The organism is Providencia sp. PROV024 (assembly GCF_032709665.1).
GTDB classification, from domain to species: domain Bacteria; phylum Pseudomonadota; class Gammaproteobacteria; order Enterobacterales; family Enterobacteriaceae; genus Providencia; species Providencia huashanensis.
Genome location: NZ_CP120545.1, coordinates 1,361,344 through 1,387,545, shown reverse-complemented (window position 1 = coordinate 1,387,545; position 26,202 = coordinate 1,361,344). Strand labels below are relative to the sequence as shown.

General features: G+C 40.3%; 25 protein-coding genes. 12 read left to right on the top strand and 13 right to left on the bottom strand.

The window, feature by feature from the left end; all coding sequences use genetic code 11:
* The first annotated feature begins 6 nt into the window (after positions 1-6).
* Both aat and infA read left to right on the top strand, forming a co-directional pair.
* The gene (aat, locus tag P3L56_RS06325) at positions 7-708 is read left to right on the top strand and encodes a leucyl/phenylalanyl-tRNA--protein transferase (protein WP_042846511.1); all 702 of its coding nucleotides are present in this window, start codon (positions 7-9) and stop codon (positions 706-708) included.
* Positions 709-849: 141 nt separating this feature from the next.
* Positions 850-1,068, top strand: a complete 219-nt coding sequence (gene infA / locus P3L56_RS06320; protein WP_004244560.1) for a translation initiation factor IF-1 — start codon at positions 850-852, stop codon at positions 1,066-1,068.
* 62 nt (positions 1,069-1,130) lie between these two features.
* Here the strand turns inward: infA and clpA are convergent, their stop codons facing one another.
* Positions 1,131-3,413, bottom strand: coding sequence for an ATP-dependent Clp protease ATP-binding subunit ClpA (gene clpA, locus P3L56_RS06315; protein WP_048606557.1), 2,283 nt, complete (start codon positions 3,411-3,413; stop codon positions 1,131-1,133).
* Positions 3,414-3,443: 30 nt separating this feature from the next.
* Positions 3,444-3,764: an ATP-dependent Clp protease adapter ClpS gene (gene clpS, locus P3L56_RS06310; RefSeq protein WP_042846513.1), complete on the bottom strand. Its 321-nt coding sequence runs from the start codon at positions 3,762-3,764 to the stop codon at positions 3,444-3,446.
* Between the two features lie 400 nt (positions 3,765-4,164).
* Between clpS and cspD the strand changes: the two genes are divergently transcribed.
* Positions 4,165-4,407: a cold shock domain-containing protein CspD gene (gene cspD, locus P3L56_RS06305; protein ID WP_042846514.1), complete on the top strand. Its 243-nt coding sequence runs from the start codon at positions 4,165-4,167 to the stop codon at positions 4,405-4,407.
* Between the two features lie 94 nt (positions 4,408-4,501).
* On the opposite strand, the gene P3L56_RS06300 is transcribed toward cspD, so the two are convergent.
* The 7 genes from P3L56_RS06300 to P3L56_RS06270 form a co-directional block, all read right to left on the bottom strand.
* Positions 4,502-5,464 carry a DUF1177 domain-containing protein gene (locus P3L56_RS06300; RefSeq protein ID WP_272686153.1) on the bottom strand — a complete coding sequence of 321 codons (963 nt, stop codon included), beginning with the start codon at positions 5,462-5,464 and terminating at the stop codon, positions 4,502-4,504.
* 250 nt (positions 5,465-5,714) lie between these two features.
* Positions 5,715-6,464 carry an IclR family transcriptional regulator gene (locus tag P3L56_RS06295; protein WP_042846516.1) on the bottom strand — a complete coding sequence of 250 codons (750 nt, stop codon included), beginning with the start codon at positions 6,462-6,464 and terminating at the stop codon, positions 5,715-5,717.
* Positions 6,461-7,294: a nitrilase-related carbon-nitrogen hydrolase gene (locus P3L56_RS06290; protein ID WP_048606539.1), complete on the bottom strand. Its 834-nt coding sequence runs from the start codon at positions 7,292-7,294 to the stop codon at positions 6,461-6,463. Before P3L56_RS06290 ends, P3L56_RS06295 begins: the two co-directional genes overlap by 4 nt.
* Before the next feature lie 3 nt (positions 7,295-7,297).
* Positions 7,298-8,650 carry a purine-cytosine permease family protein gene (locus P3L56_RS06285; protein ID WP_042846518.1) on the bottom strand — a complete coding sequence of 451 codons (1,353 nt, stop codon included), beginning with the start codon at positions 8,648-8,650 and terminating at the stop codon, positions 7,298-7,300.
* Positions 8,651-9,119: 469 nt separating this feature from the next.
* Positions 9,120-11,063, bottom strand: a complete 1,944-nt coding sequence (macB, locus tag P3L56_RS06280) for a macrolide ABC transporter ATP-binding protein/permease MacB (protein WP_166686735.1) — start codon at positions 11,061-11,063, stop codon at positions 9,120-9,122.
* Between the two features lies 1 nt (position 11,064).
* Positions 11,065-12,171, bottom strand: a complete 1,107-nt coding sequence (macA, locus tag P3L56_RS06275) for a macrolide transporter subunit MacA (RefSeq protein WP_042846520.1) — start codon at positions 12,169-12,171, stop codon at positions 11,065-11,067.
* A 211-nt stretch (positions 12,172-12,382) separates the two neighbouring features.
* Positions 12,383-14,047: an ATP-dependent nuclease gene (locus P3L56_RS06270; RefSeq protein ID WP_042846521.1), complete on the bottom strand. Its 1,665-nt coding sequence runs from the start codon at positions 14,045-14,047 to the stop codon at positions 12,383-12,385.
* Positions 14,048-14,438: 391 nt separating this feature from the next.
* On the opposite strand from P3L56_RS06270, the gene P3L56_RS06265 reads away from it, so the two are divergent.
* From P3L56_RS06265 to artM, 6 genes are all read left to right on the top strand, one after another.
* On the top strand, positions 14,439-15,338 hold the full coding sequence (locus P3L56_RS06265) for a lysine exporter LysO family protein (RefSeq protein WP_048606535.1): 900 nt from the start codon (positions 14,439-14,441) through the stop codon (positions 15,336-15,338).
* A 51-nt stretch (positions 15,339-15,389) separates the two neighbouring features.
* Positions 15,390-16,871, top strand: a complete 1,482-nt coding sequence (locus P3L56_RS06260; protein WP_042846523.1) for a DUF2867 domain-containing protein — start codon at positions 15,390-15,392, stop codon at positions 16,869-16,871.
* 98 nt (positions 16,872-16,969) lie between these two features.
* Positions 16,970-17,698: an arginine ABC transporter ATP-binding protein ArtP gene (artP, locus tag P3L56_RS06255; RefSeq protein ID WP_042846524.1), complete on the top strand. Its 729-nt coding sequence runs from the start codon at positions 16,970-16,972 to the stop codon at positions 17,696-17,698.
* 18 nt (positions 17,699-17,716) lie between these two features.
* Entirely contained in the window at positions 17,717-18,460 is a 744-nt protein-coding gene (gene artJ / locus P3L56_RS06250; protein WP_042846525.1) for an arginine ABC transporter substrate-binding protein, read from the top strand.
* A 12-nt stretch (positions 18,461-18,472) separates the two neighbouring features.
* Positions 18,473-19,213, top strand: a complete 741-nt coding sequence (artQ, locus tag P3L56_RS06245) for an arginine ABC transporter permease ArtQ (protein ID WP_042846526.1) — start codon at positions 18,473-18,475, stop codon at positions 19,211-19,213.
* Positions 19,210-19,878: an arginine ABC transporter permease ArtM gene (gene artM / locus P3L56_RS06240; protein ID WP_131680514.1), complete on the top strand. Its 669-nt coding sequence runs from the start codon at positions 19,210-19,212 to the stop codon at positions 19,876-19,878. Before artQ ends, artM begins: the two co-directional genes overlap by 4 nt.
* 129 nt (positions 19,879-20,007) lie before the next feature.
* Here the strand turns inward: artM and rlmC are convergent, their stop codons facing one another.
* The 3 genes from rlmC to P3L56_RS06225 form a co-directional block, all read right to left on the bottom strand.
* A complete protein-coding gene (rlmC, locus tag P3L56_RS06235; RefSeq protein ID WP_198861196.1) occupies positions 20,008-21,135 on the bottom strand; it encodes a 23S rRNA (uracil(747)-C(5))-methyltransferase RlmC in 1,128 nt (375 codons plus the stop codon).
* A gap of 9 nt (positions 21,136-21,144) precedes the next feature.
* The gene (locus P3L56_RS06230) at positions 21,145-21,663 is read right to left on the bottom strand and encodes a YbjN domain-containing protein (protein ID WP_042846530.1); all 519 of its coding nucleotides are present in this window, start codon (positions 21,661-21,663) and stop codon (positions 21,145-21,147) included.
* 136 nt (positions 21,664-21,799) lie between these two features.
* Positions 21,800-22,126 carry a YbjC family protein gene (locus tag P3L56_RS06225; protein WP_042846531.1) on the bottom strand — a complete coding sequence of 109 codons (327 nt, stop codon included), beginning with the start codon at positions 22,124-22,126 and terminating at the stop codon, positions 21,800-21,802.
* Positions 22,127-22,285: 159 nt separating this feature from the next.
* Here P3L56_RS06225 and P3L56_RS06220 point away from each other — a divergent pair, with 159 nt between their 5' ends.
* Positions 22,286-22,549 carry a GrxA family glutaredoxin gene (locus P3L56_RS06220; RefSeq protein WP_042846532.1) on the top strand — a complete coding sequence of 88 codons (264 nt, stop codon included), beginning with the start codon at positions 22,286-22,288 and terminating at the stop codon, positions 22,547-22,549.
* A gap of 246 nt (positions 22,550-22,795) precedes the next feature.
* Here the strand turns inward: P3L56_RS06220 and P3L56_RS06215 are convergent, their stop codons facing one another.
* Positions 22,796-23,224, bottom strand: coding sequence for a secondary thiamine-phosphate synthase enzyme YjbQ (locus tag P3L56_RS06215; RefSeq protein WP_048606528.1), 429 nt, complete (start codon positions 23,222-23,224; stop codon positions 22,796-22,798).
* A gap of 202 nt (positions 23,225-23,426) precedes the next feature.
* Here P3L56_RS06215 and ybjG point away from each other — a divergent pair, with 202 nt between their 5' ends.
* A complete protein-coding gene (ybjG, locus tag P3L56_RS06210; RefSeq protein WP_042846534.1) occupies positions 23,427-24,035 on the top strand; it encodes an undecaprenyl-diphosphate phosphatase in 609 nt (202 codons plus the stop codon).
* 850 nt (positions 24,036-24,885) lie between these two features.
* Positions 24,886-26,202: a serine/threonine transporter gene (locus tag P3L56_RS06205; protein WP_042846536.1), complete on the top strand. Its 1,317-nt coding sequence runs from the start codon at positions 24,886-24,888 to the stop codon at positions 26,200-26,202.

Below are 26,202 nucleotides of genomic sequence, written 5' to 3'. Positions count from 1 at the left end.
GCGCATATGTACCAATTAGATGATGACTCCAATTTATTTCCTCCCGTGTCTGAAGCGATGCGGGAACCGAATGGTTTATTAGCCATTGGGGGAGATCTTTCATCAAAAAGGCTGCAAGCTGCTTATTATGATGGTATCTTTCCTTGGTTTAATCCTGGAGAGATGCCTTTATGGTGGTCACCAGACCCCAGAGCTGTGCTAATGGTGGGCGATTTACATATTAGTCGTTCAATGAAAAAAGTGTTAAAAAAACAGATTTATCGCATTACGATTAACACTGCTTTCAAGCAAGTTATTGAAGCTTGTTCTGTCCGTCCCGAAGGTACGTGGATTTTACCTGAAGTACAAGCCGGTTATCTGGCTTTGCATCAAGAAGGGATCGCGCATTCTGTTGAGGCTTGGCATGGCTCACAACTTGTTGGGGGGCTTTACGGCGTGAACATGGGTCACCTATTTTGTGGGGAATCTATGTTCAGTAGAATGAATGATGCATCCAAATTTGCTTTTATTACATTCTATTTTCATTTTTTGCGCTATAATGGGCAGCTTTTTGATTGTCAGGTACTTAACCACCATACCGCCTCGATGGGCGCAAAAGAGATATCCCGTAGGGATTTTTTACATATTCTTTATCGGTGGCGTAACAAAGCGATTGACCCCGCCTGCTGGTTACCGCAATCGATTGAAATACCGCCAATTTTTAATTAGTGAAAATTGGTTTTTACAATAATTTTATTCCCCATGAAAAAATAAAGATCGTGTTAAAATGCGACACTTCTTTACTTAGTGCGGGTTTTTGGGCATTATCTTGCCCGTTAAAAATCACGGTTATTAGACTTAGAGGATTAGATGGCCAAAGAAGACAATATTGAAATGCAGGGCACAGTTTTAGATACCCTGCCAAACACAATGTTCCGTGTTGAACTAGAAAACGGTCACGTAGTGACTGCTCATATTTCTGGTAAAATGCGTAAAAACTATATCCGCATCCTGACAGGCGACAAGGTAACTGTAGAGTTAACTCCTTATGACCTGAGCAAAGGCCGAATCATTTTCCGTAGCCGTTGATATTCTCTTCAGGCAAGGCCTGACATTACCACAGGTGCATGACACACCTGTGGTCTATTTCGTCAGAATACCGCATCCTCCGGAGAGGCCTTGTGCACGCTACTGAAGCTGTATGTCAGTGTGTTACTTTTTTCATCAAGCCCGATACTTACAGAGCCGCCATTGGTTAATGAACCAAATAGCAATTCATTTGCTAATGGTTTTTTCAGGTTATCCTGAATTGCGCGCGCCATAGGTCGGGCGCCCATTGCTTTATCATAACCTTTTTCACATAACCAACGACGAGCCGCTGAGCTCACCTCAATGGATACCCCTTTCTCATCAAGTTGTACTTGTAATTCAACAATAAACTTATCAACCACTTGCGTGATAATCTCAGGCGTTAACGAATTAAACCAAATAATGCCATCTAGACGATTACGAAACTCTGGAGAAAATACTTTTTTAATCTCAGACATCGCATCAGTACTGTTGTCTTGGTCAGCAAAACCAATGGAACGACGTTGTGTTTCTTGCACACCAGCATTGGTTGTCATCACCACCACTACATTACGAAAATCAGCCTTACGGCCATTATTATCGGTTAATGTGCCGTGATCCATTACTTGCAGCAGAATATTAAACACATCAGGATGTGCCTTTTCGATTTCATCCAATAACACCACTGAATGTGGATGTTTAATAACGGCATCAGTCAGTAAACCGCCTTGGTCAAACCCGACATAGCCCGGAGGTGCACCAATTAAACGACTAACTGTGTGGCGCTCCATATACTCAGACATATCAAATCGTAATAGTTTGATATCTAGTGCTTTAGCTAACTGAACGGTGACTTCTGTTTTACCAACCCCAGTTGGACCTGCAAATAAAAACGAGCCAACAGGTTTATTGTCTACCCCTAAACCTGCTCGATTCATTTTAATGGCTTCCGATAATGCATTGATCGCATTGTCTTGGCCAAATACGAGCATTTTCAAACGCGAATCAAGGGTTTTCAGTTTGTCTTTATCACTCGATGAAACCGTTTTTTCTGGGATACGTGCAATACGTGCCACCACGGTTTCTATTTCAGGTACACCAATGGTTTTTTTACGCTTACTTGGTGCAATAAGCCGCGTACGGGCTCCAGCTTCATCAATAACATCAATTGCTTTATCTGGTAGGTGCCTGTCTGTGATGTATTTAATAGATAAATCCACAGCAGCTTGGATAGCTTTAGCGGTATAACGCACATCATGATGCGCTTCATACTTAGGCTTTAACCCAGTGATGATACGAATAGTTTCTTCTGGTGTAGGTTCAACAATATCAATTTTTTGAAAACGACGCGCTAACGCCCTATCTTTCTCGAAAATACTACTAAACTCTTGATATGTCGTTGAGCCAATGACTCGAATACGCCCACCTGATAGCAAAGGCTTAATCAAATTAGCGGCGTCAACTTGGCCACCGGATGCAGCACCCGCACCGATAATCGTATGTATTTCATCGATAAATAAAATACTCTTCGGGTCTTTTTCTAGCATTTTTAGCAGCGCTTTAAAGCGTTTCTCAAAGTCCCCGCGGTATTTGGTGCCCGCTAATAATGAGCCAATATCTAATGAATAAATAGTGCAACCTTTCATCACTTCTGGGACATCGTCTTGCTCAATACGCCACGCTAAGCCCTCTGCGATTGCTGTTTTACCAACGCCAGACTCCCCGACTAATAGTGGGTTATTTTTACGGCGGCGACATAGCACTTGGATCGTACGCTCTAATTCTGCCTGCCGTCCCACCAGTGGGTCGATATTCCCTTTTTTAGCCTGCTGGTTCAGGTTAGTCGTGAAGTTGTCCATATGGTCTTCTGAGACCGGCTGTTCTTCATTTGGAGTACTACTCGGGGAAATATCTTGTTCAGATGAAGGCCCCTCACCTTTTACTGTGCCATGAGAGATATAATTGACGACATCTAAGCGACTGACATCATGCTTACGCAATAAGTATGCCGCTTGAGATTCTTGTTCACTAAAAATAGCGACTAAGACATTCGCACCACTGACCTCGTTGCGCCCAGATGACTGCACATGAAAAACAGCTCGCTGTAATACACGTTGAAAACTCAGAGTAGGTTGGGTGTCTCTGTTATCATTTTCGGGTAACAAAGGTGTAGTTTGCGCGATGAAGTGTTCCAGTTCTTGGCGCAGCGCGACAAGATCAACCTTGCAAGCATCTAGAGCTTCGCGCGCAGAGATATTACTCAATAACGCCAGCAATAGGTGCTCTACTGTCATAAACTCATGGCGGCTATCTTTCGCTTTTGTAAAAGCTACATTTAAACTAAGCTCCAGTTCTTGATTGAGCATAAGCACCTCCCAAAATTGATATTAAACCAGTCAAACTTTCTCTATAGTGCAAAGCAAAGGGTACTCATGTTCACGAGCAAAAGTATTGACTTGCGCCGCTTTTGTTTCAGCAACCTCTGCGGTAAAAATTCCACAAACTCCCTTTCCTTGAATATGGACATCTAACATTATCTGTGTAGCGCGTTCTTCATCAAAAGAAAAGTATTTTTGTAACACTTCGACAACAAAATCCATCGGAGTATAATCGTCATTATTTAATAATACCTTATACATCGATGGTGGCTGTAAGGTTTGCTCTACTTCATCTTTAAAAATGACGTCTGTTTTAAATGTGCCCAGAAAATCGCTCATTACTTTCTTGCTCAGTCTTACTAAATGTTAAATTTCAATTTTAGCATAGTCTTTATTATCAACGATTTCACCAATCAAGTTGATAATGCCATCAAACTATACGGTTAGATTAGTATGTCATTTTTTATCATATGTACTATAAACCACAGTGTAGCATGGCAATCGCCCTCACTTCTATGATTTGCAATCTGTGAGCCATATCAAATATCACAGAAAATAGCCGTCAATGCTTATCGAATTCTTAACACTTTACCATAATTACTGAGACTCGCCTCTTGACCTTATAAGGCAATTTACTACAGTATGTTTTACGAGCAATCAACAGAGTATTTATACTTAGTTGTTGTGTGTATTTTATACATGTCTGTAAAACACTATTTGCAAACCTAAAGGATAAAATATGGAGACGGGTATCGTTAAGTGGTTCAATAACGCAAAAGGCTTTGGTTTTATTTGCCCGGCTGATGGCGGAGAAGATATTTTTGCTCATTATTCCTGCATTAAAATGGATGGTTATCGGACTTTAAAAGCAGGTCAAAAAGTGCAATTTAGCGTAACGATTGGGCCAAAAGGTAATCATGCGGATCTGATTATTCCAATTGAAGTTGAGAGTACTCTTCCTGATAATACTGAATCAAATTAATACGTTGTACAATTTAACACTTTGTGCAATAGAGCACAGTTAATTATTTCAATATCATTGATGACGTCAATAATTAACTGTGGCTATTTATAACTTAACTATCAGATAATGGTTTTTTAGCCGCACAACCACCCACTGTTTGCAGATGGGACATATCACCATACAATGACGTTAATAATGCATATTGTTCAACGTCATAAAACTTACATTGGTTTTCTGTAAACGCTTTTGCAACTTCAATCATAAATTTTACAGCCGCCGCAATATCAACTTCATGGCTAGCCCCTGTGGAGCAACCCGGTACGACGGTATCTGAGCAAATGGCCACACCAACAACAGGAGCTGATGTTGACACCGCAGGTTGTAAAATACTATTAATATGATGAAGGCCATTGCCGTAAGGCGTTATGTCTTGAATAGATAACGGGAACGTGACTGCCTTTTGCCCACTACTCCACTCCATTAAGCGGATCAAATCTTCAGACACAGGCAGGATATAACCACTTTTTACTGTAGGGGATAACGCATACCCCTTGTGGTTCAGTAAACGGTTTCCTTTTGTCGTATCTACCGACAAAATTGCATCCGCCTCAGGAATTGCTTCATGCTGATTCATCGTCGCATCTTCAAGGGGAGAATCCATAAAATCAACAGGTGTATGAGGGCGCGTTGGGGCATTAGGGCAAATATGAGTTGTGATAATCACATCCCCTGCCAGTTTGTCCCCCTTTTCATGCATTTCTGCTAACTTAAGACCTGCCGCAACTGCAGCTATGGCACCATCAGCATCAGAAACAACACCAATTCGAGATGGCCTAGCACCAATACCACCTAAGCGGCCGATAATCCCCAGTGTTGGAGCACCTTTACCTTGTGATTTACCTTGTGCGCCAGGAATATGAATACGGACAAAATCACTTTGACCTTTAAGATCCTTGACTGTTTTAGACGTGACATTAATTTGTGGGAAACCCTGGAATAATGCAACAATGTCTTCACCCCTAACACTAGCGCTATCGATTAAATCGTAAACGCAAAGAGTTTGTTTTAGACTCATTGTATTTCCTTCAATTTTAATTATTTTTTATAAAAATGAAGGGCTACTTTGGGGATAACTAGCCCAATAAAGCTAGGTTTCCCCATTTCACCCCATGTGAAACCACTTATTGCTGAGGTCTCACCTTTTCCTGATGAAGGCGTTATTCACGCACTTAAAATAAAGTACTAACGATATAAACTGCTTATAATTTACTCTTTACTTTCACTACTTACTTTTACTACCTACTTTACTACATGACATAATTTCACTACTTTTTGATACTTTTTTGTAGCCAGTAAGGGTCGCCAACCATACAACCTAGATAAGCAGCCTTATGGCAAAGATTAGTGGATAATTGCTCCATAACCTCTTTGTTCATCTGCATTTCAGGCAAACTTAAACACAGTGCATATAATGAATTTTGCGATGGGTCAAAAACGGTACTGGATACAGAAGCAACACCAGCTACAGATTCATTCATCGAGAACTCCCAGCCACGCTCAGCAATGAGGTTCATTTGTTGAATCAACCTTTCTTGCTCATCTTTTGACTCACGACTAATAATTTCTGACCTTTCATTCAACGGTAGCCTAGATAACAACGCACGCCCCGTAGAAGTACCAAGAATAGGCAAACGAGTCCCCGGCTGGGTAACCACTTGCAACATACTATTGCCAAAACGCGCATGGACAACACGCACCATGTCATCATCAAGTGCGGATACATAGCTGGTAAAACCGCTATCTTTAGCAAGCTCATCAAGCGCTTCAAGCATCATATCGATTAAAGGGTTCATCCCCCTCGCTCGGTGAGCTAATTCCATAATCAATAAGCCAGGCCGATAAATTGGCGCATTATTTTTCTTTTCTAACAGCCCTAGTTCTGCCATCTGTTTTAAAAGGCGTGATGCGGAGCTCTTTGGCATACCTAATTCATTTACCAACGTTGTTACTGTTAGCTCAGCGCCTGTACGCAGGAACAGTTGATAAACATCAACGACACTAGATAAAATACTCATGACCCTAAACCTTGGGTTAATACACCGTAACTTTGTGGTTTTCTATCTCTTAGATAAGGTACTTTAAGGCGTGTATGCGCTTGGTCTAAGAAATCAATTTCACCAATTAATAGCTCTTCACCTGCATGAGTTGCTTCATAAAGAACTTGTCCACGAGGGCCTAATACCTTGCTTCCACCAAATAAATGGAGGTCTTCTTCATGGCCCCAACGGTTTACAGCAAGTAAGTGGGTACCATTTTCCAGTGCTCGACAAGCGCTGTTGATATCCCAAACGTCTTTATCTTGTACACACCATGCAGAGGGGGCTAATAACAATTCGGCCCCTTGTAGCGTTAAAATACGAGCGACTTCAGGGAACCCCATGTCATAACAGATCATGATGCCAATTTTCCCTATTGGTGTGTCAAATACAGGGAAGCTGTCACCACGACCAAACCACTGTTTTTCTAAACCAAAAGCATGGACTTTACGAAATATACCGCTAACCCCTTTACACCCTGGGTTCCAAACCCCCACAGAGTTATATATGTCACCTAAATAGTCGCCACGCTCAACAAAACCGCTAACGATGGTAATATTAAGGCGGGTCGCAAGTTCACTAAATAAGTTATAGGTTTCGCTGCCCTCTGAATCACTTAAGTCCCAGAGTTTTGTAGTTAATAAATCACCACGATAACCTGTTGTTGCTAATTCAGGGAAACAAACCAGCTTCGCACCTGAATCAGCAGCTTGTTGGCACATTAGCGCCATGCGCTGCAAATTATTCTGCTTATTACCGAGTTCAGAATTAAACTGAGCCAAAGCAACTTTAACTTTTGTACCTGACATTGCTTAATCCTTATCCAAATTAGAGACTTGGCGAAAATGCACAGCTTCAACACCTTTTGCTTTTGCCTGCCAGCTCATGGCAACCCAATAAGCTATAGCCCCCGTAACTAATGAGTTAAGTGCTGGAATACCGTAATCTGCATTAAATGGCCCTAACTCTGATGTTCCCCATCCGACTATGACGGCAATTAACCAGACAATTAAAGTAATGGGGTTATACGCTTCGCAACTAGGCGGCAATATGCCCTGTGCACGCGTAGTATCTAGCTCTTTGCGGTCTCGTTTTAAGATATAGTAGTCAACAACCATAATCCCTGCGACAGGAGGGATTGCTATTCCAAGGTAAATTAAGAAGCCAATAAAATTGTCTAAAATCCCTAACATTGAAGCGATGGTCCCAAAAATACCAATCACCCACGTTAAATAACGGCGGTCAAAACGTTTATTAAAAATCGCATTGAGTAGTGTTGAGAAACCTAAAGATGATGAGTATAGATTGATATCATTCATTTTTATTGTTGAAAAAATAACAATCGATGCACCTAATAGGCCAGTCAATGCCATCATTAAATCAAACACTTGGCTAGTACGTAATGAAAGTGCCATCAGTACCGCTATCATGTTTACCAGAAGCTCTCCAAAAAAAGTGCCGATGAGCGTCATCCAAAACACATCTTTAGGGGCTTTCATAAAGCGGCTGATGTCTGGTGTTGTCACCGCTGCAATAATAAAACCGCCAGCAACCATCGTGATTGCAGCTGGCATTGTCATTAGTGGCCCGGCGGGTTCAGTGTCATTGATAAGAGTACCAATATCCTGACCTGATAATAAATTATACGTCGCCCAACCTAATGCGAATAAAAATAGCGGCGTTGAGATATTTGCAGTAATAGATAAAAATCGATACCCATATACTGTAATAACCGTCACCGCAATACCTGTAATAAGTGACCAAGTCCCTGGTGTTAGCACGTTAGTCGCTTTATACATACCATCCGCGAAGAAGCCATTTTGTACGCCAAACCAACCCATTAAAGAAATGGCAATTGCGCCACCAATCAGAGCTGAACCTAACTTACCAAAACCCGCCCACCTAGAGAGTAGGCTAATCGACATACCTTCGCGACATGCAGCCGCCCCAAGCCCCCAACTGACTACCTGCAAAATTACAGAGCCAAGCATGGTTGCCCAAAACGCCTGCCAAAAAGTTAACCCGTACCCGAGCGCCGCACCTAACATGACTTGTGAAACACAAGCTAGTGCACCAATTCGTAGAATTAACACTTCATAGAATGGTCTACGAGCACTTTGGGGTACCCGAGCCAAAGAATAATCTTCACCTACTTTATTCGCCATATTCGCACCTGCTGTGTGGTTGTCTTTGCTTAGTTTTTTACTGGCTTTATTATAAGTTCCATTATATGGAACTAGGTTTCATTTATTCTACAAGCAAATAATATCCATGATCGCTACCAATTCGCAAGTAGAATTTATCTTTTCAGACAATATTTTTATTATGAAATATTTAAATAAATGAGGGAATACATATAGCGAGAAAAAATTTCATTGATAAATGAATAGGTTAAATTTGGAGCATTTAATTAGCAGAATTTAATCGAGGAACTCGGTTCCATTAAACGGAACTGTAACATGATGTAAATATATTCTTAAATAGGCAAAACTTCAATGCATGAATACCCTACTTATAAGGAAAATGATATCTATATTGATTGGAAAGGTCAGATATTAAACCGCCTTAAAAAACACTAAAGCAATTTCCTCTGTATTGTATAAACCAATACAGAGGAAAATATTAATAGGTTAATTACTCCCTCGCTAATGCATCAATCGGATTTAATCGAGCGGCATTACGTGCGGGTAAAAAGCCAAAAATAACCCCGATCGCTGTTGAACAAGCAAACGCACTCACTAGCGCCATAGGGTCAAAGGAAAAAGTCCAGCCGGGCAATGCCATTTGGGCCAATAAACTGATGCCATAGGACAATCCAATTCCTAGCAGCCCCCCCATTAAGCATACTAAAATGGCCTCAATCAAAAACTGCTGCATGACATCACTGGTCCTTGCACCCACAGCCATACGAATGCCTATTTCACGAGTTCGCTCCGTCACCGAAACAAGCATGATATTCATCACCCCGATCCCCCCGACCACGAGTGAAATGACAGCCACTAAAGTTAGGAATAACTGCATTGTTCTCGTTGTTTTTTCAGCTGCTTTAACAAAAGTATCAAGGTTAAAAGTAAATATATCTTGCTTACCATGACGCAATGTCAGTAAACGAGTTAATTGTTGCTCTACCGTTTTAGCGTCATAACCCTCTTTTACCCGAACCGTGAAACTATCATAATAAGGGCGATTAATAATTTTACTGTTCACTGTGGTATCTGGCAGCCAAATTGATAATGACTTGCTTGAGCCAAAAGCTGATTTTTTCTCTTCAAGCACCCCAATAACGGTAACAGGCATATTACCAACTAACAAAGTTTCGCCCACCACACGCTCTTGCTTAGGGAAAAATCGTCGTTTCGTGTTCGCATCAATCACAACAACTTGCGCACGCCTATCCACCATATCTTGCGTAAAATTCATGCCTTCTGAAAACTTTGACGCATAGACATCAAAATAACCGCGCCCAACACCTAAAAGCTGTGCCGCCGCATCTAAATTTCCCTTTCTTAGGCGAGTCGAACTATTGATTTCTCCTGAAATCGCATACACATAGGGTTGTTTTGCTAAGGCTTCAATATCTGCGGCTTTTAAAGACTGACGATTTTGCGCATCATCACTGCCAAAATCTTCCCCGGGATAAATTGAAATGGTATTAGTTCCAATTGATTTTATATCATTCAAAACCATATCTTGTGCTGCATCACCAATAACCATAATCGATACCACCGAAGCGATACCAATGATGATCCCTAACATTGTCAGCAAAGTACGCATTTTATTGACGACCATTGCACGCCAAGCCATCAATAAAGCTTCACTAAACCGACCATATACCTGACTTAAAGACAGTTTACGGCTAGCAGCTTTTGGTAACGAATTAGTACGAACAGCTGCTACCACCCCCGAATCACGAAGAATTTCACCATCCTTAATCTCCACAACCCGCTCCGCTTGCTCAGCTATTTTTGGGTCGTGGGTGACAATAATTACGGTATGCCCCTGAGCGCAGAGGTCTTTTAAGATTTTCATCACCTCTTCGCCAGAATGGCTATCGAGTGCGCCTGTCGGTTCATCAGCTAAAATGATTTGCCCACCATTCATCAGTGCCCTTGCAATACTGACTCGTTGCTGCTGGCCACCAGAAAGCTGACTAGGACGGTAGTTGATGCGTTCACCTAACCCTAAGCGTTGTAATAATTGTGCAGCCCGTTCGCGGCGCTGTGCCTTCCCTGCTCCCGCATATATAGCGGGGACTTCAACATTTTGCTCTGCACTTAAATGACTCAATAAGTGATAACGTTGAAAAATAAAGCCAAAATGTTCGCGTCGAAGCTCAGCAAGTTGGTCGTTATCTAAGGTGGCAATATTTTGCCCGTCAACGATGTAATCCCCTGACGATGGTTTATCTAAACAACCAATAATATTCATCAGTGTTGATTTACCAGACCCTGATGCCCCAATAATTGCAACCATTTCACCTGCATTAATTTTCAGTGAAACATTTTTCAAGACTGTAGTTTGGTTTTCACCTTCACCGTAACGGCGGGTGATCCCTTGAAGCTCAATTAACGCAGACATTTTAGTTCTCCGTGTCACTGTGCCCAATGATCACTTTGTCACCATCATTTAACCCCTTGACGACCTCCACATACACATCATTACGGCTACCAATCTCAATTTGTTTTTTCTCTGCTTTATCACCTTGCAGAATATCTACCTCATAAGTTTGTGGCGAAATTTGATCTCCCAATGCAGATAGAGGCAATAACAAAACGTTCTTACGTGAGTCTAATTCGATTTTGACCTGTGCCGTCATTTGTAATTTTAATAAATGTTGTGGGTTAGGCACTTCAAACCGCGCATAATAGAAAATAGCATCATTGATTTTTTCAGGTGTCGGCAGTATATCCTTTAGCTGGCCTGAAAATTTTTTATCTGGTGCGCCAAGCACCGTAAAAGATGCCTCTTGCCCTGGCTCTAAGTAAATTACGTCAGCTTCAGAGACTTCAGCTTTCACCAACATAGTATCCAAATCAGCAAGCGTTAAAATGGTTGGTGCCTCTTGGGCTGCGATTACTGTTTGCCCTTGTAATGTTTTAATAAAAGTAACAATACCGTCCATTGGTGCAGTAATTTGCGTGTATTTTAGGTTCGTTTTCGCGGTGTCTAAAGTGGCTTGGTTACGTTTAATTTGCGCTTGATAAGTCGCGACTTGGGCTTTTTTTACTTCAACGTCGGTTTTTGCTTTGTCTAAATCTTGTTGTGCGACCGCTTGTAACTTTGCCAAGCTAACATGACGCTGGTACGTGACTTGTGCCAAACGCAACTCAGCTTGAGCTAAGGAAAGGTTAGCTTCTAACTCGCGAGTCGTTGCTTCGGATTCAATCACATCATTTTGGGCTTTTTTAGGGTCAATAACGGCAAGTAAGTCACCTTTTTTGACGTAATCGCCTTCTTTAACATATAACGTTTGTAGCTGACCACTTACTTGGGCTCCGACATCAACTTTACGTACCGCATCGAGTTTACCTGTAGCGAGAACTTGCTTATCCAAATCGCCTCGAGTGACATCAACGGTCTGAAAAACTTCTGGATCGTTATCATTAAAGAGAAACCCAGCGATACCAGCGGCAACAATAATTATCACCAAATAAAGAGGCCACTTTTTTTTAGGCTTTACCTTCATTTATACCTGCTTCCTATGAACAAAAAGAGGGCTGCGCCCTCTAAAATAACTTACTGTAAGATAACAATAATGTTTCAACTTAACATATTGGCTTAATTCAATATGTTCATAATATATAACTTAAGTTATCAATTGATTAAACACATAGCAGGCTAAACTTTTCCTAGGTTAAATAATCAATCAACAACATACCTATTTTTGTTATCTCAGCTTAATTAGCTTTTCCCCTTGCAAGCCATGCAACACGAGAAAACATATTTTTCAGTTGCAGTGGAATGCTATCAGGCCCTAACTCTGCCGCCCGATTTACGGTGGCTAAGGCTAAATCAGGTTTTGAAGTACGGGAAATCGCTTTAATGATCACCCGTCTGGTTGAGACTTTTGCATTATCAGGAATATCTGCAATTTCATGATATAGGCTTCTGAACCCTTCGCGATATAGGAAATGTTCCATATCTGGAGCGGTTAACATCGTTAGCCTATCCCTATCTGGCGAATTGATTTTATTCGCATAATGCGTTGCAGTAGCGGCATATTTACGCCCCGCTTCATCACCATCCGTCAACACATGCCATTCAATCCCCATTTTATTGGCAAATTTCAACAGCGGCTTCAAGCCACTTTGTGCAAACGCAATAACTTTAATGCCTTCCGTTTCAAAGTAATAATGACATTGGCTTGCAAACTCGCTCATTAGCCAAATTTCAGTTTCCCCTTCAACCAATAACCAACAACGAGCAAAAAGTGCAGATGGCCGGTTAAATCGAATATGGAAAGAGATTTTACGTAACTCTTCAGGGCTTAAATCATTTTGGTTTAAACGATAAGCAGATACTTTATTCGTATTGCGCACCAAACGACACAAATCTTCCAAAGGCGCCAGTGAAAGTAGCTCACCTGAATTGGTTGTCGTGATACGTTGAAGTGAAAACAGGCTAAATAACCCCCAAGCAATAGAGAGCATAATCGGATGTAGTCGAGTTTCAGGGTCTTCAACAATAATCAATGGCCTCGCATGTTTATCTAAGTGAATATTACCTTTGGCTTGTAATAATGAATAAAACATCCCTAAGATAATTAAACGGATATTTCGTTGGTTTGGTTTTGCGATAAGACGATTAATATTGTCCAGTGCTTTCCAACCTTGTTTGCGAGGTTGAATATTTATGAGTGAATTGTCTGTCTTAATAATATGTGCAGTTTGCCCTGAAAAATAATGGCTCAATAATTGCTGCATTGCATCGATACCCGCCCCTAAATCATCATCACTCAGGCGCTCAGGGTTCTTAACTAACGCACTTGTTAATTCCTTAATATGAGCATTAAACATATCCCGCATTTCTTTTTGCCCAGTCACTATTATTTCTGGGTTAATCGACTGTAAGAAACGAGCATCTCGTAAACGGATAACGGGGTACAGCCGAACAATTTCTTTTATGTATTTCCCTACATTATCCAAGGATAATTTATTACCACCTGAATTTAAGAAGCTTTTATCAACCACGACAGTATTGTCATCTTTGAGTTCAGCACTCACTCGGTAAAAAATATGCTTAAGGTCATCACCATTATCGACCCAAACGGAGCTAAGATTATGGAAACGATATGACTGATGCCGGCCTTTACGGCGCTCACAAAATTTTAAAACAATCTGTAATGAACGATAACGTGAATCATCATTCCCTGCTGGGTGATGAAAGTCATGTAAAGTGAATTGATAATCTTTATGTTCGGGGGAGAGAAGAATATCAAGAGCATCAAGTAAACTGGATTTACCCCATGAGTTCTCACCGATTAAAACTGTGCTGTTATTAAGTTCTAAAGACAGCCGGTTAATCCCTCTAAATCCATATATTTCCACACGTTCCAGATACATATCTCTCTCCTTGGAATATTTTTAATTCACTTGGAACCACCAGTACAAGATAGCGCCAATGATTGAGCATACTAAAGGACAATATTTAGAGCTTACCGATTAAGCTTGTTTATTACTATATATATGTACGAGAAATAAAAAATCTTCACAACAAAACAGCTAACTGTATTGAGCATCTAATTGCAGTGTTATAAAATAGTAAAACTTTTATTTTTAGTATTTTTAACTTGCTTTTCGATGAATTAACCAATAAAAAATTTTATGGCGAAAAGCCCTTTTAGTACGGTGCGTTAAATCAGGTTTGTGCTGCGATAACTTAAATAAAGAAAAATAAGCATAACGCCTTGTTTATATTTACCTAGTCGATGGGATAACCTCTAAGGATGCGGCCATGTATTCAGGACTTTTAATTATTCTTCTACCGTTAACTTTCGGTTATCTTATTCCTATAAAAAACAAACAAATACTCCATCGTGTCCATCAATCATTGAACTCAATGGTGTATGTTATTTTATTTTTAATGGGTATTACGCTTGCACTGCTCGAAAACTTAAGTGTTCACTTAATTTCTATTTTAATTTATGCCGTTACCTTCTTTGCCTGTATATTTTTACTAAATGTTATCTCGCTGTTATTGTTAGATAAACTTGACCCGTGGAAAATTCCTCAGCATAAACAAGAAAAACCTCCTTCACGCCTCAAGATGGTATTCGAATCCTTACAGCTCTGCGGTGTACTGCTGTTAGGGTTTGTTGTTGGGCTAACTGGCTTTGATTTTCTACACTATGCAGATAAAGGCAGCCAGTTAGCGTTGATGCTACTGCTTTTATTGGTTGGGATTCAGCTACGTAATAGCGGCATGAGCATCAAGCAAATTTTAATTAACCGCCGAGGCACAACAATTGCCTTCGTGATGGCGGTCAGTGCGTTGGCTGGTGGCGCGCTTGCTGCATTTTTATTAGGTATTCCTGTTAAAATGGGGCTAGCTCTTGCTTCTGGGTTCGGTTGGTATTCCTTAACGGGGATTGTCTTAACCGATGCTTACGGCCCTGTAATGGGAAGTGCAGCATTCTTCAACGACTTAGCTCGCGAACTTGCTGCAATTATGTTGATACCAATGATTATTAACCGTTATCGCTCAACCGCACTGGGTATTTGTGGCTCAACCTCAATGGATTTTACCCTCCCCGTTTTGCAACGTAGCGGTGGGGTGTCTATTGTCCCTGCGGCCATTGTTCATGGCTTCGTACTTAGTCTTATTACGCCAATTCTTATGGCCTTCTTTACATAGGTAAAATTTCAGTCACAATAGCGGTTAATTTGCGTGAAACAGGAAATTAACATGACAGATAAACAACGTGTTTTAGTGTTGGGCGCTAGCGGCTATATTGGGCAAAACCTAATTCCCCAGCTGATTGAACAAGGATATGACGTTATTGCTGGGGCTCGTCGTGTTGATTGGATGCTATCTCAAGGTTGGCATGATACCCAATGCATTTATGTTGACCTTCACGACCCCGAAACTTTAAAAGGGGTCATGGAAGATATCGACATTGTTTATTTCCTAGTACACAGCATGGCAGACCAAGCTAATCTGGTTGAGCGGGAACGCGCAGCAGCACGTAATGTACAACAGGCTCTTGAAGGCTCTAATGTTAAGCATATTATCTATCTTAGCGCATTGCAGCACGGCCATACCTATTCACCACACCTTATCGCAAGGCGTTTAACCGGCGATATCTTGCGTGAAAGTCATATCCCTGTGACTGAAATCCGTTCTTCTATTATTGTTGGGCCAGGTTCAGCAGCCTTCGAAATTATGCGGGATATGGTTTATAACTTGGCTATTTTAACCCCACCACGCTGGGTGCGTTCAAAATCATCTCCAATCGCCCTATCCAATATTCTATATTATTTAACACAACTGGCAAAAACGCCGGTAACAGAAAGCCGAATTTTCGATGCAGGCGGCCCTGAATATATAAGCTACCAAGAGCTATTCAAAAGATTTATCAAAGTCAGCGGTAAACGCCGTTTGCTGATCCCTATCCCAATTCCAATTAGTATGATTTCGGTGCATTTTATTAGCCTTATCACCTCAGTACCGCCTTCAATTGCTAAGGAGCTAATCCAAGGCTTACAACATGACCTTCCTGCTGATGATAAAGCACTACGCGAGTTGATCCCTCAAACCTTAATTTCTTTCGATGACGCAGTCAGAGCAACCTTAGCGGAAGAAGCGGATGCCGTCGATAATGCAGATTGGGGATACGACCCTGAAGTTCGCAAGCGTTGGCGACCGGGCTATGGTTTTTATCCAAAACAAGCAGGTGCAACGCTTGGTACCATCGCTAGCAGCGAATCTCTTTGGCATGTCGTTCAACAAATTGGTGGCAAAGATGGTTATTTTTATGCCAACGGCCTTTGGAAAACCCGCGCCATCATGGATGATATGATGTTGAATAAAATTAAATATGGGCGCCCCAATCGCGAAGAGCTGCAACTTGGCGATGAAATAGATGGTTGGCGTGTCATAAACCTTGAACCTAATAAACAACTTAGTTTGCTATTTGGTATGAAGGCACCGGGCCTTGGGCGGCTGACATTTACTATTCATGATAGCGGTAACCGCCGCTCAATTGATGTTAGAGCTTGGTGGCACCCAGCTGGCTTCTGTGGTCTGCTTTATTGGTTTGCCATGATGCCAGCACACTTATTTATTTTTAAAGGTATGGCGAAGCGAATTAGTGAACTGGCTTTTGAACGGGATAAACAACTCGCTAAGCAACAGCCGATAGAGCATCCAACTGAGAAAACAGAATAATTTTAGCGTAAAAACCAAATTTTTATGCATAAATTATTGCATAAATATGCTCATGGGATTAATATCGCAGGTAGTGAAAAAAGATATTATTGGTAAGCATGAGCATTCAATTAAAAAACATCAACTGTTTCTATGGTTCCCATCAGGCTCTCTTTGATATCAATCTAGAGTGTTCTGCAGGTGAGACCATGGTATTACTCGGGCCAAGTGGAGCTGGTAAAAGCTCTTTACTGCGTGTTCTCAATTTATTGGAAATGCCACGTTCTGGCCATTTAAATATTGTCGGTCAGCAATTTGACTTTTCATCGGTACCCGATGCGAAATCTATCCGTGAATTGCGTCAAAATGTCGGCATGGTATTCCAACAATATAACCTGTGGCCTCACTTGAATGTGATGGATAACCTAATTGAAGCCCCTTGCCGTGTATTAAAGTTATCGAAACAAGAAGCACAAAGTAAAGCGGCTAAGCTGTTAGAACGCCTACGTTTATCTCAATTTGCTGACCGCTATCCTTTACATTTATCTGGTGGTCAACAACAACGTGTTGCAATTGCAAGGGCGCTTATGATGGAGCCTAAGGTTCTGTTGTTTGATGAACCAACGGCTGCGCTTGACCCTGAAATAACCGCACAGGTTGTCGATATTATCCGCGAATTATCAGCAACAGGCATTACACAAGTTATCGTGACTCATGAAGTAGAAATTGCACGTAAAACCGCTAGCCGTGTAGTGTACATGGAAAACGGTCATATTGTAGAACAAGGAGACGCCAGCCATTTTGCGGCGCCTCAAACTGAAGCATTTGCAAATTATCTGTCACATTAATAGATATAGGATTAAGCAATGAAAAAAATTATATTAGCCGCGCTACTAGGCGCAGTAACCCTATCAGCAACTGCTGCAGAAAAAGAAACCATTCGTTTTGCAACGGAAGCAACTTATGCACCGTTTGAAATGTTTGATAAAAATAACCAAATTGTGGGTTTTGATGTGGATTTAGCCAATGCAATGTGCGAAAAAATGAACGCAACTTGCACATTTACTCACCAATCATTTGATAGTTTAATCCCTAGCTTGAAATTCCGTCGTTTCGAAGCATTGATGGCTGGTATCGATATTACCCCTGAGCGCCAACAACAGGTCGATTTTACTGAAACCTACTACCCTAACTCTGCTGAGTTTATCGCAGTAAAAGAGAAAATCTCTTCGGTTGATCAACTAAAAGACAAAAAAATCGGTGTGCAAAATGGGACAACTCACCAGAAATACATCATGGAACAACATAAAGGGATGACAACCGTTCCTTATGATAACTATCAATCTGCCATTTTAGATTTACAAAATGGCCGTATTGATGCTGTCTTTGGTGACACCGCTGTTGCTGATGAGTGGTTAAAAGCGAAAGGTAATGAAAACCTAACGGCTGTTGGCGAAAAAGTCACTGATCCACAATACTTCGGTATTGGTCTAGGTATTGCTGTTCGTAAAGGAAATAAAGAGCTACTGGATAAAATGAATAAAGCCTTAGCTGAAGTTAAAGCAGACGGCACTTATGATGCTATCCACAAAAAATGGTTTCAACAGTAATTGATATAATTAATGAGCAACTTTCTATTTTTAACAAGTGCCGCCGGTATCACCGTCGGCCTTGCTGTTTCTGCACTGGTTTTAGGGCTGATCCTCGCCATGTTATTTACTGCGTGGGAGTCCGTCCGTTTTAAACCTATTGCCTTTTTAGGGACTTGCTGGGTTACTTTGATCCGTGGTCTACCTGAATTACTGGTCGTGTTGTTTGTCTACTTTGGTACATTACAACTGATCAATTTGCTTGGTGATGGGTTCGATATAAACCTCGGTTTTTGGCAAACCACTATTCAAATTGACCCTAGCATTTTCTTTGCTGATAGCGGTGAATTTGATTACACCCCATTTGTCTGCGGTGTCATTGCCCTCGCCTTGTTATATGCGTCTTATGCATCACAAACATTGAGAGGAGCTTTAAAAGCAGTACCTTATGGTCAGTGGGAAGCCGGTTTTGCATTAGGTTTAAACAAACGCACTATTTTCTTTCGGTTCATTATGCCGCAAATGTGGCGCCATGCACTTCCTGGATTAGGTAACCAATGGCTTGTATTATTAAAAGATACTGCGTTAGTTTCACTCATCAGTGTTAATGATTTAATGCTACAAACAAAAACAATCGTTAATAGAACTCACGAACCTTTCACATGGTACGCCATTGTAGGGTTGATTTACCTTGCTATTACGTTAGTCAGTCAAGTTATCTTAAAACGTATTGAATTGCGTACCACTCGCTTTGAGCGAGGTGAATCAAAATGATTGATTTAATTTTAGATATTCTTCCGGGGCTACCAACCAGCTTATCACTGACGTTTAGTGCTCTTATTGTGGCTTTTCTTTTAGCGATATTATTTACTTTAATTCTCTCGCTTAAGACCCCCGTGGTTTCTCAAGCGGTTAAAGTCTATATCACGCTATTTACTGGCACGCCTTTATTGGTACAGTTTTTCTTAATATATAATGGTCCAAGCCAGTTTAAATCGTTGCAGGATTATCCAATGCTCTGGGAGTTTATCTCGACCCCATGGGTATGTGCGATGCTCGCATTAGCACTAAACAGTGCAGCGTATTCCACTTTGTTATTCCATGGTGCAGTTAAAGCCATTCCATCAGGCCAATGGCAGTCGTGCCAAGCCCTCGGGATGAGTAAAATGCAAACCATGCGTATTATTTTGCCTTATGCCTTTAAACGTTCGTTATCGTCCTATTCCAACGAAGTCGTTCTGATTTTCAAAAGTACTTCACTTGCCAGTACGATTACAATGCTAGATGTCATGGGCTACAGCCAATTGATCTTTGGGCAAAGCTGGAATGTCATGGCGTTTGTTGCTGCGGGGATTATTTATTTAGTGGTCAATGCAATTTTAACAGTGCTAATGCGTTTAATCGAGCGTAAGGCTCTAGCCTTCGAACACCGCAATTAACAAATTATAATTCAATTGGTTATATAAAAAGCTTGGGTGCCCACCAAGCTTTTTTATTCTATCGTTCTTCCATTCATATTGATAATGAAACCTTAGCTCAAATATGTACGCATATTATCAACTTAAGTCTTATTTTATTTTTAATAATGTTAATACTTCAAAATGTGCAGTGTGTGGAAATAAATCAAACAGTTGTACCTTACAAACTTGATAGCCAGACAACCACTTCAAATCTTGTGCCATTGTTTTTGCATTACAGCTTGAATAGAGAATATATTCAGGTTGCATATGAGAAAGGTAATCACACAGTGCTTTACCTATTCCTCTACGTGGTGGATTGACTAAAATAAGCTGCGGAATATCCTGATTAGCGGTAGCGAAACGCGTAGAGTCGAGGGCTTTAAATTCAACATATTGTAGCCCTAGTTCATTCGCTGATTGTTGAGCACTGGCAATTGCTGGAGCACTGATTTCAATGCCAGTTAAGCGGGTCTCTTTTTCAGCGCAGTGCAACCCAAAACCCCCAACCCCACAAAACAAATCCCACAAGCTATGAATATTTAATGCTTTTACCCACTCTCTCGCGGTTTGGTATAGCTTAGCTGCAACAACAGGATTAGTTTGGAAAAAACCTTGTGGTCGAATAAACAAAGGAACTTGATTAAACTCCTCACGCAATGTGTGTTGCGGGGTTAAGAAAATCTCTTCCTCGCCTTCGAGTATTGCCATATGTACGGGCTGAATATTTGCCGTAATCACCTCAAGTTGTGGTAATTGCTCTTGTAACCAAGGCAATGCATTTTTGAGCTGAACCAGTTTTTTCTCTGAACGCAGCACAAAGCGCAGCATAAACCTACCCGTGTGTCGGCTTTGTGTTAACAAAAGATATTTCAGTTCCCCACGTTTGCGTTCAATGTTGTACGGCGTGAGCCCTGCTCGAGCGATAAAGGGGGAAAGCACACTAAAGATATCTGAAAATGAGGCGGGGTATAATGGGCAATCCGTTAGGTCGACACCGACCCCATTTTCTCCGATAATCCCGAAAATTGGCCTTTCAACACTCCCACTAACCACCATTTTCGCTTTATTACGAAAAGCGACTTGTAAGCCAGTGACGGGGGGTTGAAACTTAATAGCCTCAATTTCTGGTAATAACGCCTGTAGTTGCCCCTGCTTTGCAGCAATTTGTTGTTCTGGTGTCAGTTCTAACCATTGACACGAGCAACATGCGCCCGTGAGGTATTTTTCACAATGCATAACAAAAAGTTAGTGAAGGATTATGGAAGGTTTATCATCATCAGGAGAAAACTCCGACTCATCTTCAGCAGAGCCGTCATCCTCACTAAAATCACCTTGATTGGCATACAAGAGATTATTACTAAAGATTTCATAAACAATAGCAGAAATTTGGTCTTCTGCTTGCTGCACAAAAAGGCAAAACTGTCGGTAAGTCATTCCTGCTTCTAAGGAAAATGATTGACTCACAACAAGTTTAGGTAAGTTTTCATCGTTAATTTCAAGAAAAACTTTAGCTGTTAATGAACTGGCATTGATTTGGCTGATATTCGCCACAAGCGTCACAATAGCCGTTGGTTTCAACTCGGCTAATGCAGACAGTACCAAAACATTATTTAAAATATCGAGCTTCGCATCAAAAATACCCTCTATGTTTTGCATATGAGGTAAATGCAATGCTGCGCAGGAATCACACTCGAAATAAGAGGTTTTGAGTTGGTCTAGCCATTCACGTAACTTTGTGATGTCAGGGTAACAAATAGAATCCATGGGCAATAAACCTTCTTCAACTCAAAATAATCATGCAATATCGGTTTGTTAGAGCCTTGATTTCACCTCTAACAGAAAAGCGAATAATTTTCACACATTGTAAGCCGAAACGCTAGCGAAACCACGTTTTTTATGGCTATTCATCGTGTTTATCATCAAAAGATTCTGGTTTTTGGCTGTGCTTTTTGGTCGATTGTTTATTATCAATCCCTAAAAAACTTAAACTATGGATAGCGCGCCAAATAATATGAATGACAGCAGGAACTAAACAGCCAATCCCAACCATAATAATCGCAATTATTACCCCTTGCTGCATTAAAGGTTCAGGTAATGTCATATAATCATTTAATGTCAGTAAAACGATTATCAGGAGTATAATTCCCACACCTTCTAATACCAAAATAGGTTTGGGCATATCCGCTAATGAGCGCATAGTCCCTTTAGATTCCGGTTTGTTACTCATTATAGTTACCTTTCCACTGTTACATCGCTATCATACTCTCTCGATTATATGTCATACCTATAGGTATAACAGGAAAATTCGACTTTTATTTCACAATTTATGTAGGCATAGTATTGAATATTGCGATTAAAATTCGAGTTCAAGATAAAAGGAGATACTATGTATACTGTTATTTTTGGTCGCCCTGGCTGCCCCTATTGTGTTCGTGCGAAAGAACTTGCTGAAAAACTGAAAAATGAACGTGACGATTTTGACTACCGTTATGTCGATATCCAAGCTGAAGGCATTTCTAAAGAAGATCTGTCTAAAACTGTCGGTAAACCTGTTGAAACTGTGCCACAAATTTTTATTGATGAAACTCATATCGGCGGTTGCACTGATTTTGAAGCTTATGCAAAAGAAAATTTGGATCTATACAAATAATTAGCCCCTCAGATTTCTCTACTCAACAAGCAAAGTGGTTCACTTATTGACAAGTACTCACACTTTGCTTGTTCTTTTTGTGCTATTTCATTTAAATTTCATAAAAAAGTGCATTTTTTTTCATCTGCCTGAGAACTTTCTTTTTTAGATGGGGTCTTAATTTATGCCACTGCTTTTCTTTGATGTCCCCATATTGAGGAGCCCGATAGCCAACTCTATGTTTTCATGCTATCGGGTTTTTTGTTTCTAATCAGCAAGTTCCCCTTGTAATGTAATAATTAACCTGCGTTTCCCGCCGTAATTACGATGTTCACACAAGTAGATCCCCTGCCATGTTCCAAGATTTAAGCGCCCTTTTGTCACAGGGATAGTCAAACTAGCTCCTAATAAACTACTTTTAAGGTGCGCAGGCATATCATCACTTCCTTCATAAGTATGCTTAAAATAAGGTTCATTTTCCGGCACTGCTTTATTAAAGAAACGCTCAAAATCTTCTCTAACGGTATAATCTGCATTCTCATTGACTGTCAAAGAGGCAGATGTATGCTGAATAAAAATATTCACTAAACCAATATCGATTAAACTTAGTTCAGGCAATTGCTGAAGGATCTCCTCTGTGACTAAATGGAATCCCCTTTGTTTTGCATTGAGCTGTATTTCTTTTTGCCACCACACGATTTTTCCCCTTCCTCAACGACGCGAAAACACTTTACCGCGTTAAATAATCATTGAGTAATTGTTTAACCGCAAGTAAATTTGTCGCACAACGCTTTCAATAATAAGACAAAGGGACTTTACCTGCTAAGTCGGAAACTTTAATCTTTCCCTCTTACATGTTTGCTCTGTCTTATTTACTAACTGTCCGAGGTACTGAACTGTGCTGGAACAACTGAATCTTGATCTTTTCAATTTGATCAATGCCACACCAGAGACCGCGAGTGGAACCATTGCGCTAGCCAATGTTATTGCCAAGCGCTTAATCCTTATTTTTCCACTTTTTACTGTTGCCTGTTGGTTCTGGGGTGCCCAGCCAAATATGACCCGCCAACGTGCTTTTGCATGCAAAGCAGCGATTGCTATTGTTGTAGGTTTAGCCATTTCTTGGTTAATTGGCTATATTGCCCCACACGATCGCCCATTTGTCATGGGAATTGGAACAAACTTCTCAGATCATGAAGCCACACCATCATTTCCAAGCAACCATGGCACCATTGTCTTTACTTTCGCCTTTGCCTTCCTTTTCTGGCTAAGAACTTGGGTGGGGTTAGTGATGATGATACCGGCTATCGTGATTGCGTGGTCACGCATTTACCTAGGTGTCCATTGGCCTTTAGATATGGCAGGTGCCTTTATATTAGCAATTGTTGCCTGTGGAATCGCACAGGTTATCTGGTCTATTGGTGCAAATAAAATCCAAGAACCTATAACCCGGCTTTATAGTTTAATTTTTGGTTCTCTTATTCGCAAAGGTTGGTTCCAACCATAGTCATTAAAAAGTACTGGTGTTAATTAATACCAGTACTTTTATTCATTTTAGAAATTGAGCTAAATCAAAGTTTCTGCTTATTTTCTTCCTCTTCTTTAAAATTATTTTTAAGTATTAAACATAATTATTAAAACAATTAATTAACAAATATTTTGTTACGCTTTTTAATTATTTTTTTCGACGCAAAAAAAGTCACAAAAAATGACATGAAAATATCTATAAATAATTAATATATGATTTTACTCCCAACAAATTACCCTCTGGTTAATCACTCACTAAACCATTCCAAGAAATAAAAATATAATTTTAAATAACAACACATTACATAAGACAAAAGTCTAATTTATTGCCCTAGCATTAGAGTAAAACTTCATACTTAGATTAGCGTGGATTATATTTCAATCAGTTTAATGCTGATTATTAATATAATAATGTTTTTCCAGCAGAATTTAATTCTGTTTGTATTTAGCTTATTTAGAATTCATTAAATCAATATATAAACGTTTTAAAAAATAAACCTAACGCAAATTTTATTAACAATTTTATAAAATATAATGATTCCTTGCAAACTTGGTGGATATTTCTCTTTTGAGAGAATGATCACGGTACTTTATTCTGTTAAACTATAGATTCACACACTCAAAAACCATTTTTAAAATTTACTGATAAATTTACAAAACTGATTGAAGATAAAATTAGTATTACTTTTAGTTTTATTTCTAATCAGATTGTTACGTAAAAGAAAACGATTGTTATTTAGTAATTGTTCGTACCAAAAGATTAAAACGTCGTAACGCATTTGAACGTTACGCTTAAATGATTTTTTTGACTTTTATTTTCGGAGACTATTATGGATGCAACAAAAGTTGGTTCCATCGACAAAACAGCCTCGCAAACAGTAAACAGCAATGCTTGGCGCAAAACTGACACAGTATGGATGCTGGGTTTATATGGTACAGCTATCGGTGCTGGAGTACTGTTTTTGCCAATCAACGCAGGTATGAGCGGCTTATTACCTGTTTTATTGATGCTAGTTTTAGCCTTCCCTATGACGTTCTTTGCTCATCGCGGTTTAACTCGGTTCGTTCTTTCTGGTTCGAAACCTGACACAGATATTACTGGTGTTGTAGAAGAACACTTTGGTCGTACAGCAGGCAACTGGATCACCCTACTTTATTTCTTCGCGATCTACCCTATTTTGCTGGTTTATGGTGTATCTATCACCAATAACGTGAATAAATTCCTAACCGAATTATTAGGTGTTGGCGCGCCACCTCGCTGGTTACTTGCCTTGATCCTTGTTGGTGGTGTAATGGCGATTGTTGCTTTTGGTGAAAAATACATAGTCAAAGTCATGAGTATGCTGGTTTTCCCATTTATCGCTGTATTAGTTGCCTTTTCTTTGTATATGATCCCTCATTGGAGTGGGGATGTACTGAATACATTAACCTTTGAAGGCATCACTGAAGCCACTAAAAATACAGGTGGGCAAAGTATTTGGATCACTATTTGGTTAACAATCCCAGTGATGGTGTTTGCATTTAACCATTCTCCTATCATCTCGGCTTTCTCTGTCGCAAAACGCGAAGAATATGGCGATGCAGCGGAAAAAAAATGTTCACGTATTCTTGCTTCTGCACATGTTTTGATGGTTTTGACTGTCATGTTCTTCGTCATTAGTTGTGTGTTTACTTTATCTTCAGCAGACCTAGCACAGGCGAAAGCACAAAATATCAGTATTCTTGACTATTTATCTGGCTACTTCGATCAACCATTCATCAAATACGCAGCTGCAATTATTGCATTCATCGCAATTATTAAATCTTTCCTAGGGCACTATCTAGGTGCTCGTGAAGGTTTCAATGGCCTAGTTGAACGTGCTTATCGTGCAAAGGGTAAAACCGTTGATGTTCGTAAGCTAAACCGTGGTACCGCAATCTTCATGCTAGTCACTACATGGATAGTTGCAACATTAAACCCTGGCGTACTGGATATCATCGAAAGCCTCGGTGGGCCTGTTATCGCCATCTTATTGTTCCTGATGCCAATGTATGCCATCAACAAAGTGCCTGCAATGCGCAAATATGCCGATAAAATCAGTAATGTATTTATCGTAATTATGGGTCTAGTCGCTATCTCTGCGGCAATATATAAGTTATTCTTCTAA

What these genes read in the sequence shown, in the direction of transcription:
- macB (WP_166686735.1), bottom strand. Translation starts at nt 11,063, where the DNA reads ATGTCTGCGTTAATTGAGCTTCAAGGGATCACCCGCCGTTACGGTGAA.
- clpS (WP_042846513.1), bottom strand. Translation starts at nt 3,764, where the DNA reads ATGAGCGATTTTCTGGGCACATTTAAAACAGACGTCATTTTTAAAGAT.
- artQ (WP_042846526.1), top strand. Translation starts at nt 18,473, where the DNA reads ATGAGCAACTTTCTATTTTTAACAAGTGCCGCCGGTATCACCGTCGGC.
- artP (WP_042846524.1), top strand. Translation starts at nt 16,970, where the DNA reads ATGAGCATTCAATTAAAAAACATCAACTGTTTCTATGGTTCCCATCAG.
- P3L56_RS06290 (WP_048606539.1), bottom strand. Translation starts at nt 7,294, where the DNA reads ATGTCAGGTACAAAAGTTAAAGTTGCTTTGGCTCAGTTTAATTCTGAA.
- macA (WP_042846520.1), bottom strand. Translation starts at nt 12,171, where the DNA reads ATGAAGGTAAAGCCTAAAAAAAAGTGGCCTCTTTATTTGGTGATAATT.
- P3L56_RS06300 (WP_272686153.1), bottom strand. Translation starts at nt 5,464, where the DNA reads ATGAGTCTAAAACAAACTCTTTGCGTTTACGATTTAATCGATAGCGCT.
- aat (WP_042846511.1), top strand. Translation starts at nt 7, where the DNA reads ATGTACCAATTAGATGATGACTCCAATTTATTTCCTCCCGTGTCTGAA.
- cspD (WP_042846514.1), top strand. Translation starts at nt 4,165, where the DNA reads ATGGAGACGGGTATCGTTAAGTGGTTCAATAACGCAAAAGGCTTTGGT.
- P3L56_RS06230 (WP_042846530.1), bottom strand. Translation starts at nt 21,663, where the DNA reads ATGGATTCTATTTGTTACCCTGACATCACAAAGTTACGTGAATGGCTA.
- P3L56_RS06260 (WP_042846523.1), top strand. Translation starts at nt 15,390, where the DNA reads ATGACAGATAAACAACGTGTTTTAGTGTTGGGCGCTAGCGGCTATATT.
- P3L56_RS06205 (WP_042846536.1), top strand. Translation starts at nt 24,886, where the DNA reads ATGGATGCAACAAAAGTTGGTTCCATCGACAAAACAGCCTCGCAAACA.
- artJ (WP_042846525.1), top strand. Translation starts at nt 17,717, where the DNA reads ATGAAAAAAATTATATTAGCCGCGCTACTAGGCGCAGTAACCCTATCA.
- P3L56_RS06295 (WP_042846516.1), bottom strand. Translation starts at nt 6,464, where the DNA reads ATGAGTATTTTATCTAGTGTCGTTGATGTTTATCAACTGTTCCTGCGT.
- artM (WP_131680514.1), top strand. Translation starts at nt 19,210, where the DNA reads ATGATTGATTTAATTTTAGATATTCTTCCGGGGCTACCAACCAGCTTA.
- P3L56_RS06285 (WP_042846518.1), bottom strand. Translation starts at nt 8,650, where the DNA reads ATGGCGAATAAAGTAGGTGAAGATTATTCTTTGGCTCGGGTACCCCAA.
- rlmC (WP_198861196.1), bottom strand. Translation starts at nt 21,135, where the DNA reads ATGCATTGTGAAAAATACCTCACGGGCGCATGTTGCTCGTGTCAATGG.
- clpA (WP_048606557.1), bottom strand. Translation starts at nt 3,413, where the DNA reads ATGCTCAATCAAGAACTGGAGCTTAGTTTAAATGTAGCTTTTACAAAA.
- P3L56_RS06265 (WP_048606535.1), top strand. Translation starts at nt 14,439, where the DNA reads ATGTATTCAGGACTTTTAATTATTCTTCTACCGTTAACTTTCGGTTAT.
- P3L56_RS06270 (WP_042846521.1), bottom strand. Translation starts at nt 14,047, where the DNA reads ATGTATCTGGAACGTGTGGAAATATATGGATTTAGAGGGATTAACCGG.
- infA (WP_004244560.1), top strand. Translation starts at nt 850, where the DNA reads ATGGCCAAAGAAGACAATATTGAAATGCAGGGCACAGTTTTAGATACC.
- P3L56_RS06220 (WP_042846532.1), top strand. Translation starts at nt 22,286, where the DNA reads ATGTATACTGTTATTTTTGGTCGCCCTGGCTGCCCCTATTGTGTTCGT.
- P3L56_RS06225 (WP_042846531.1), bottom strand. Translation starts at nt 22,126, where the DNA reads ATGAGTAACAAACCGGAATCTAAAGGGACTATGCGCTCATTAGCGGAT.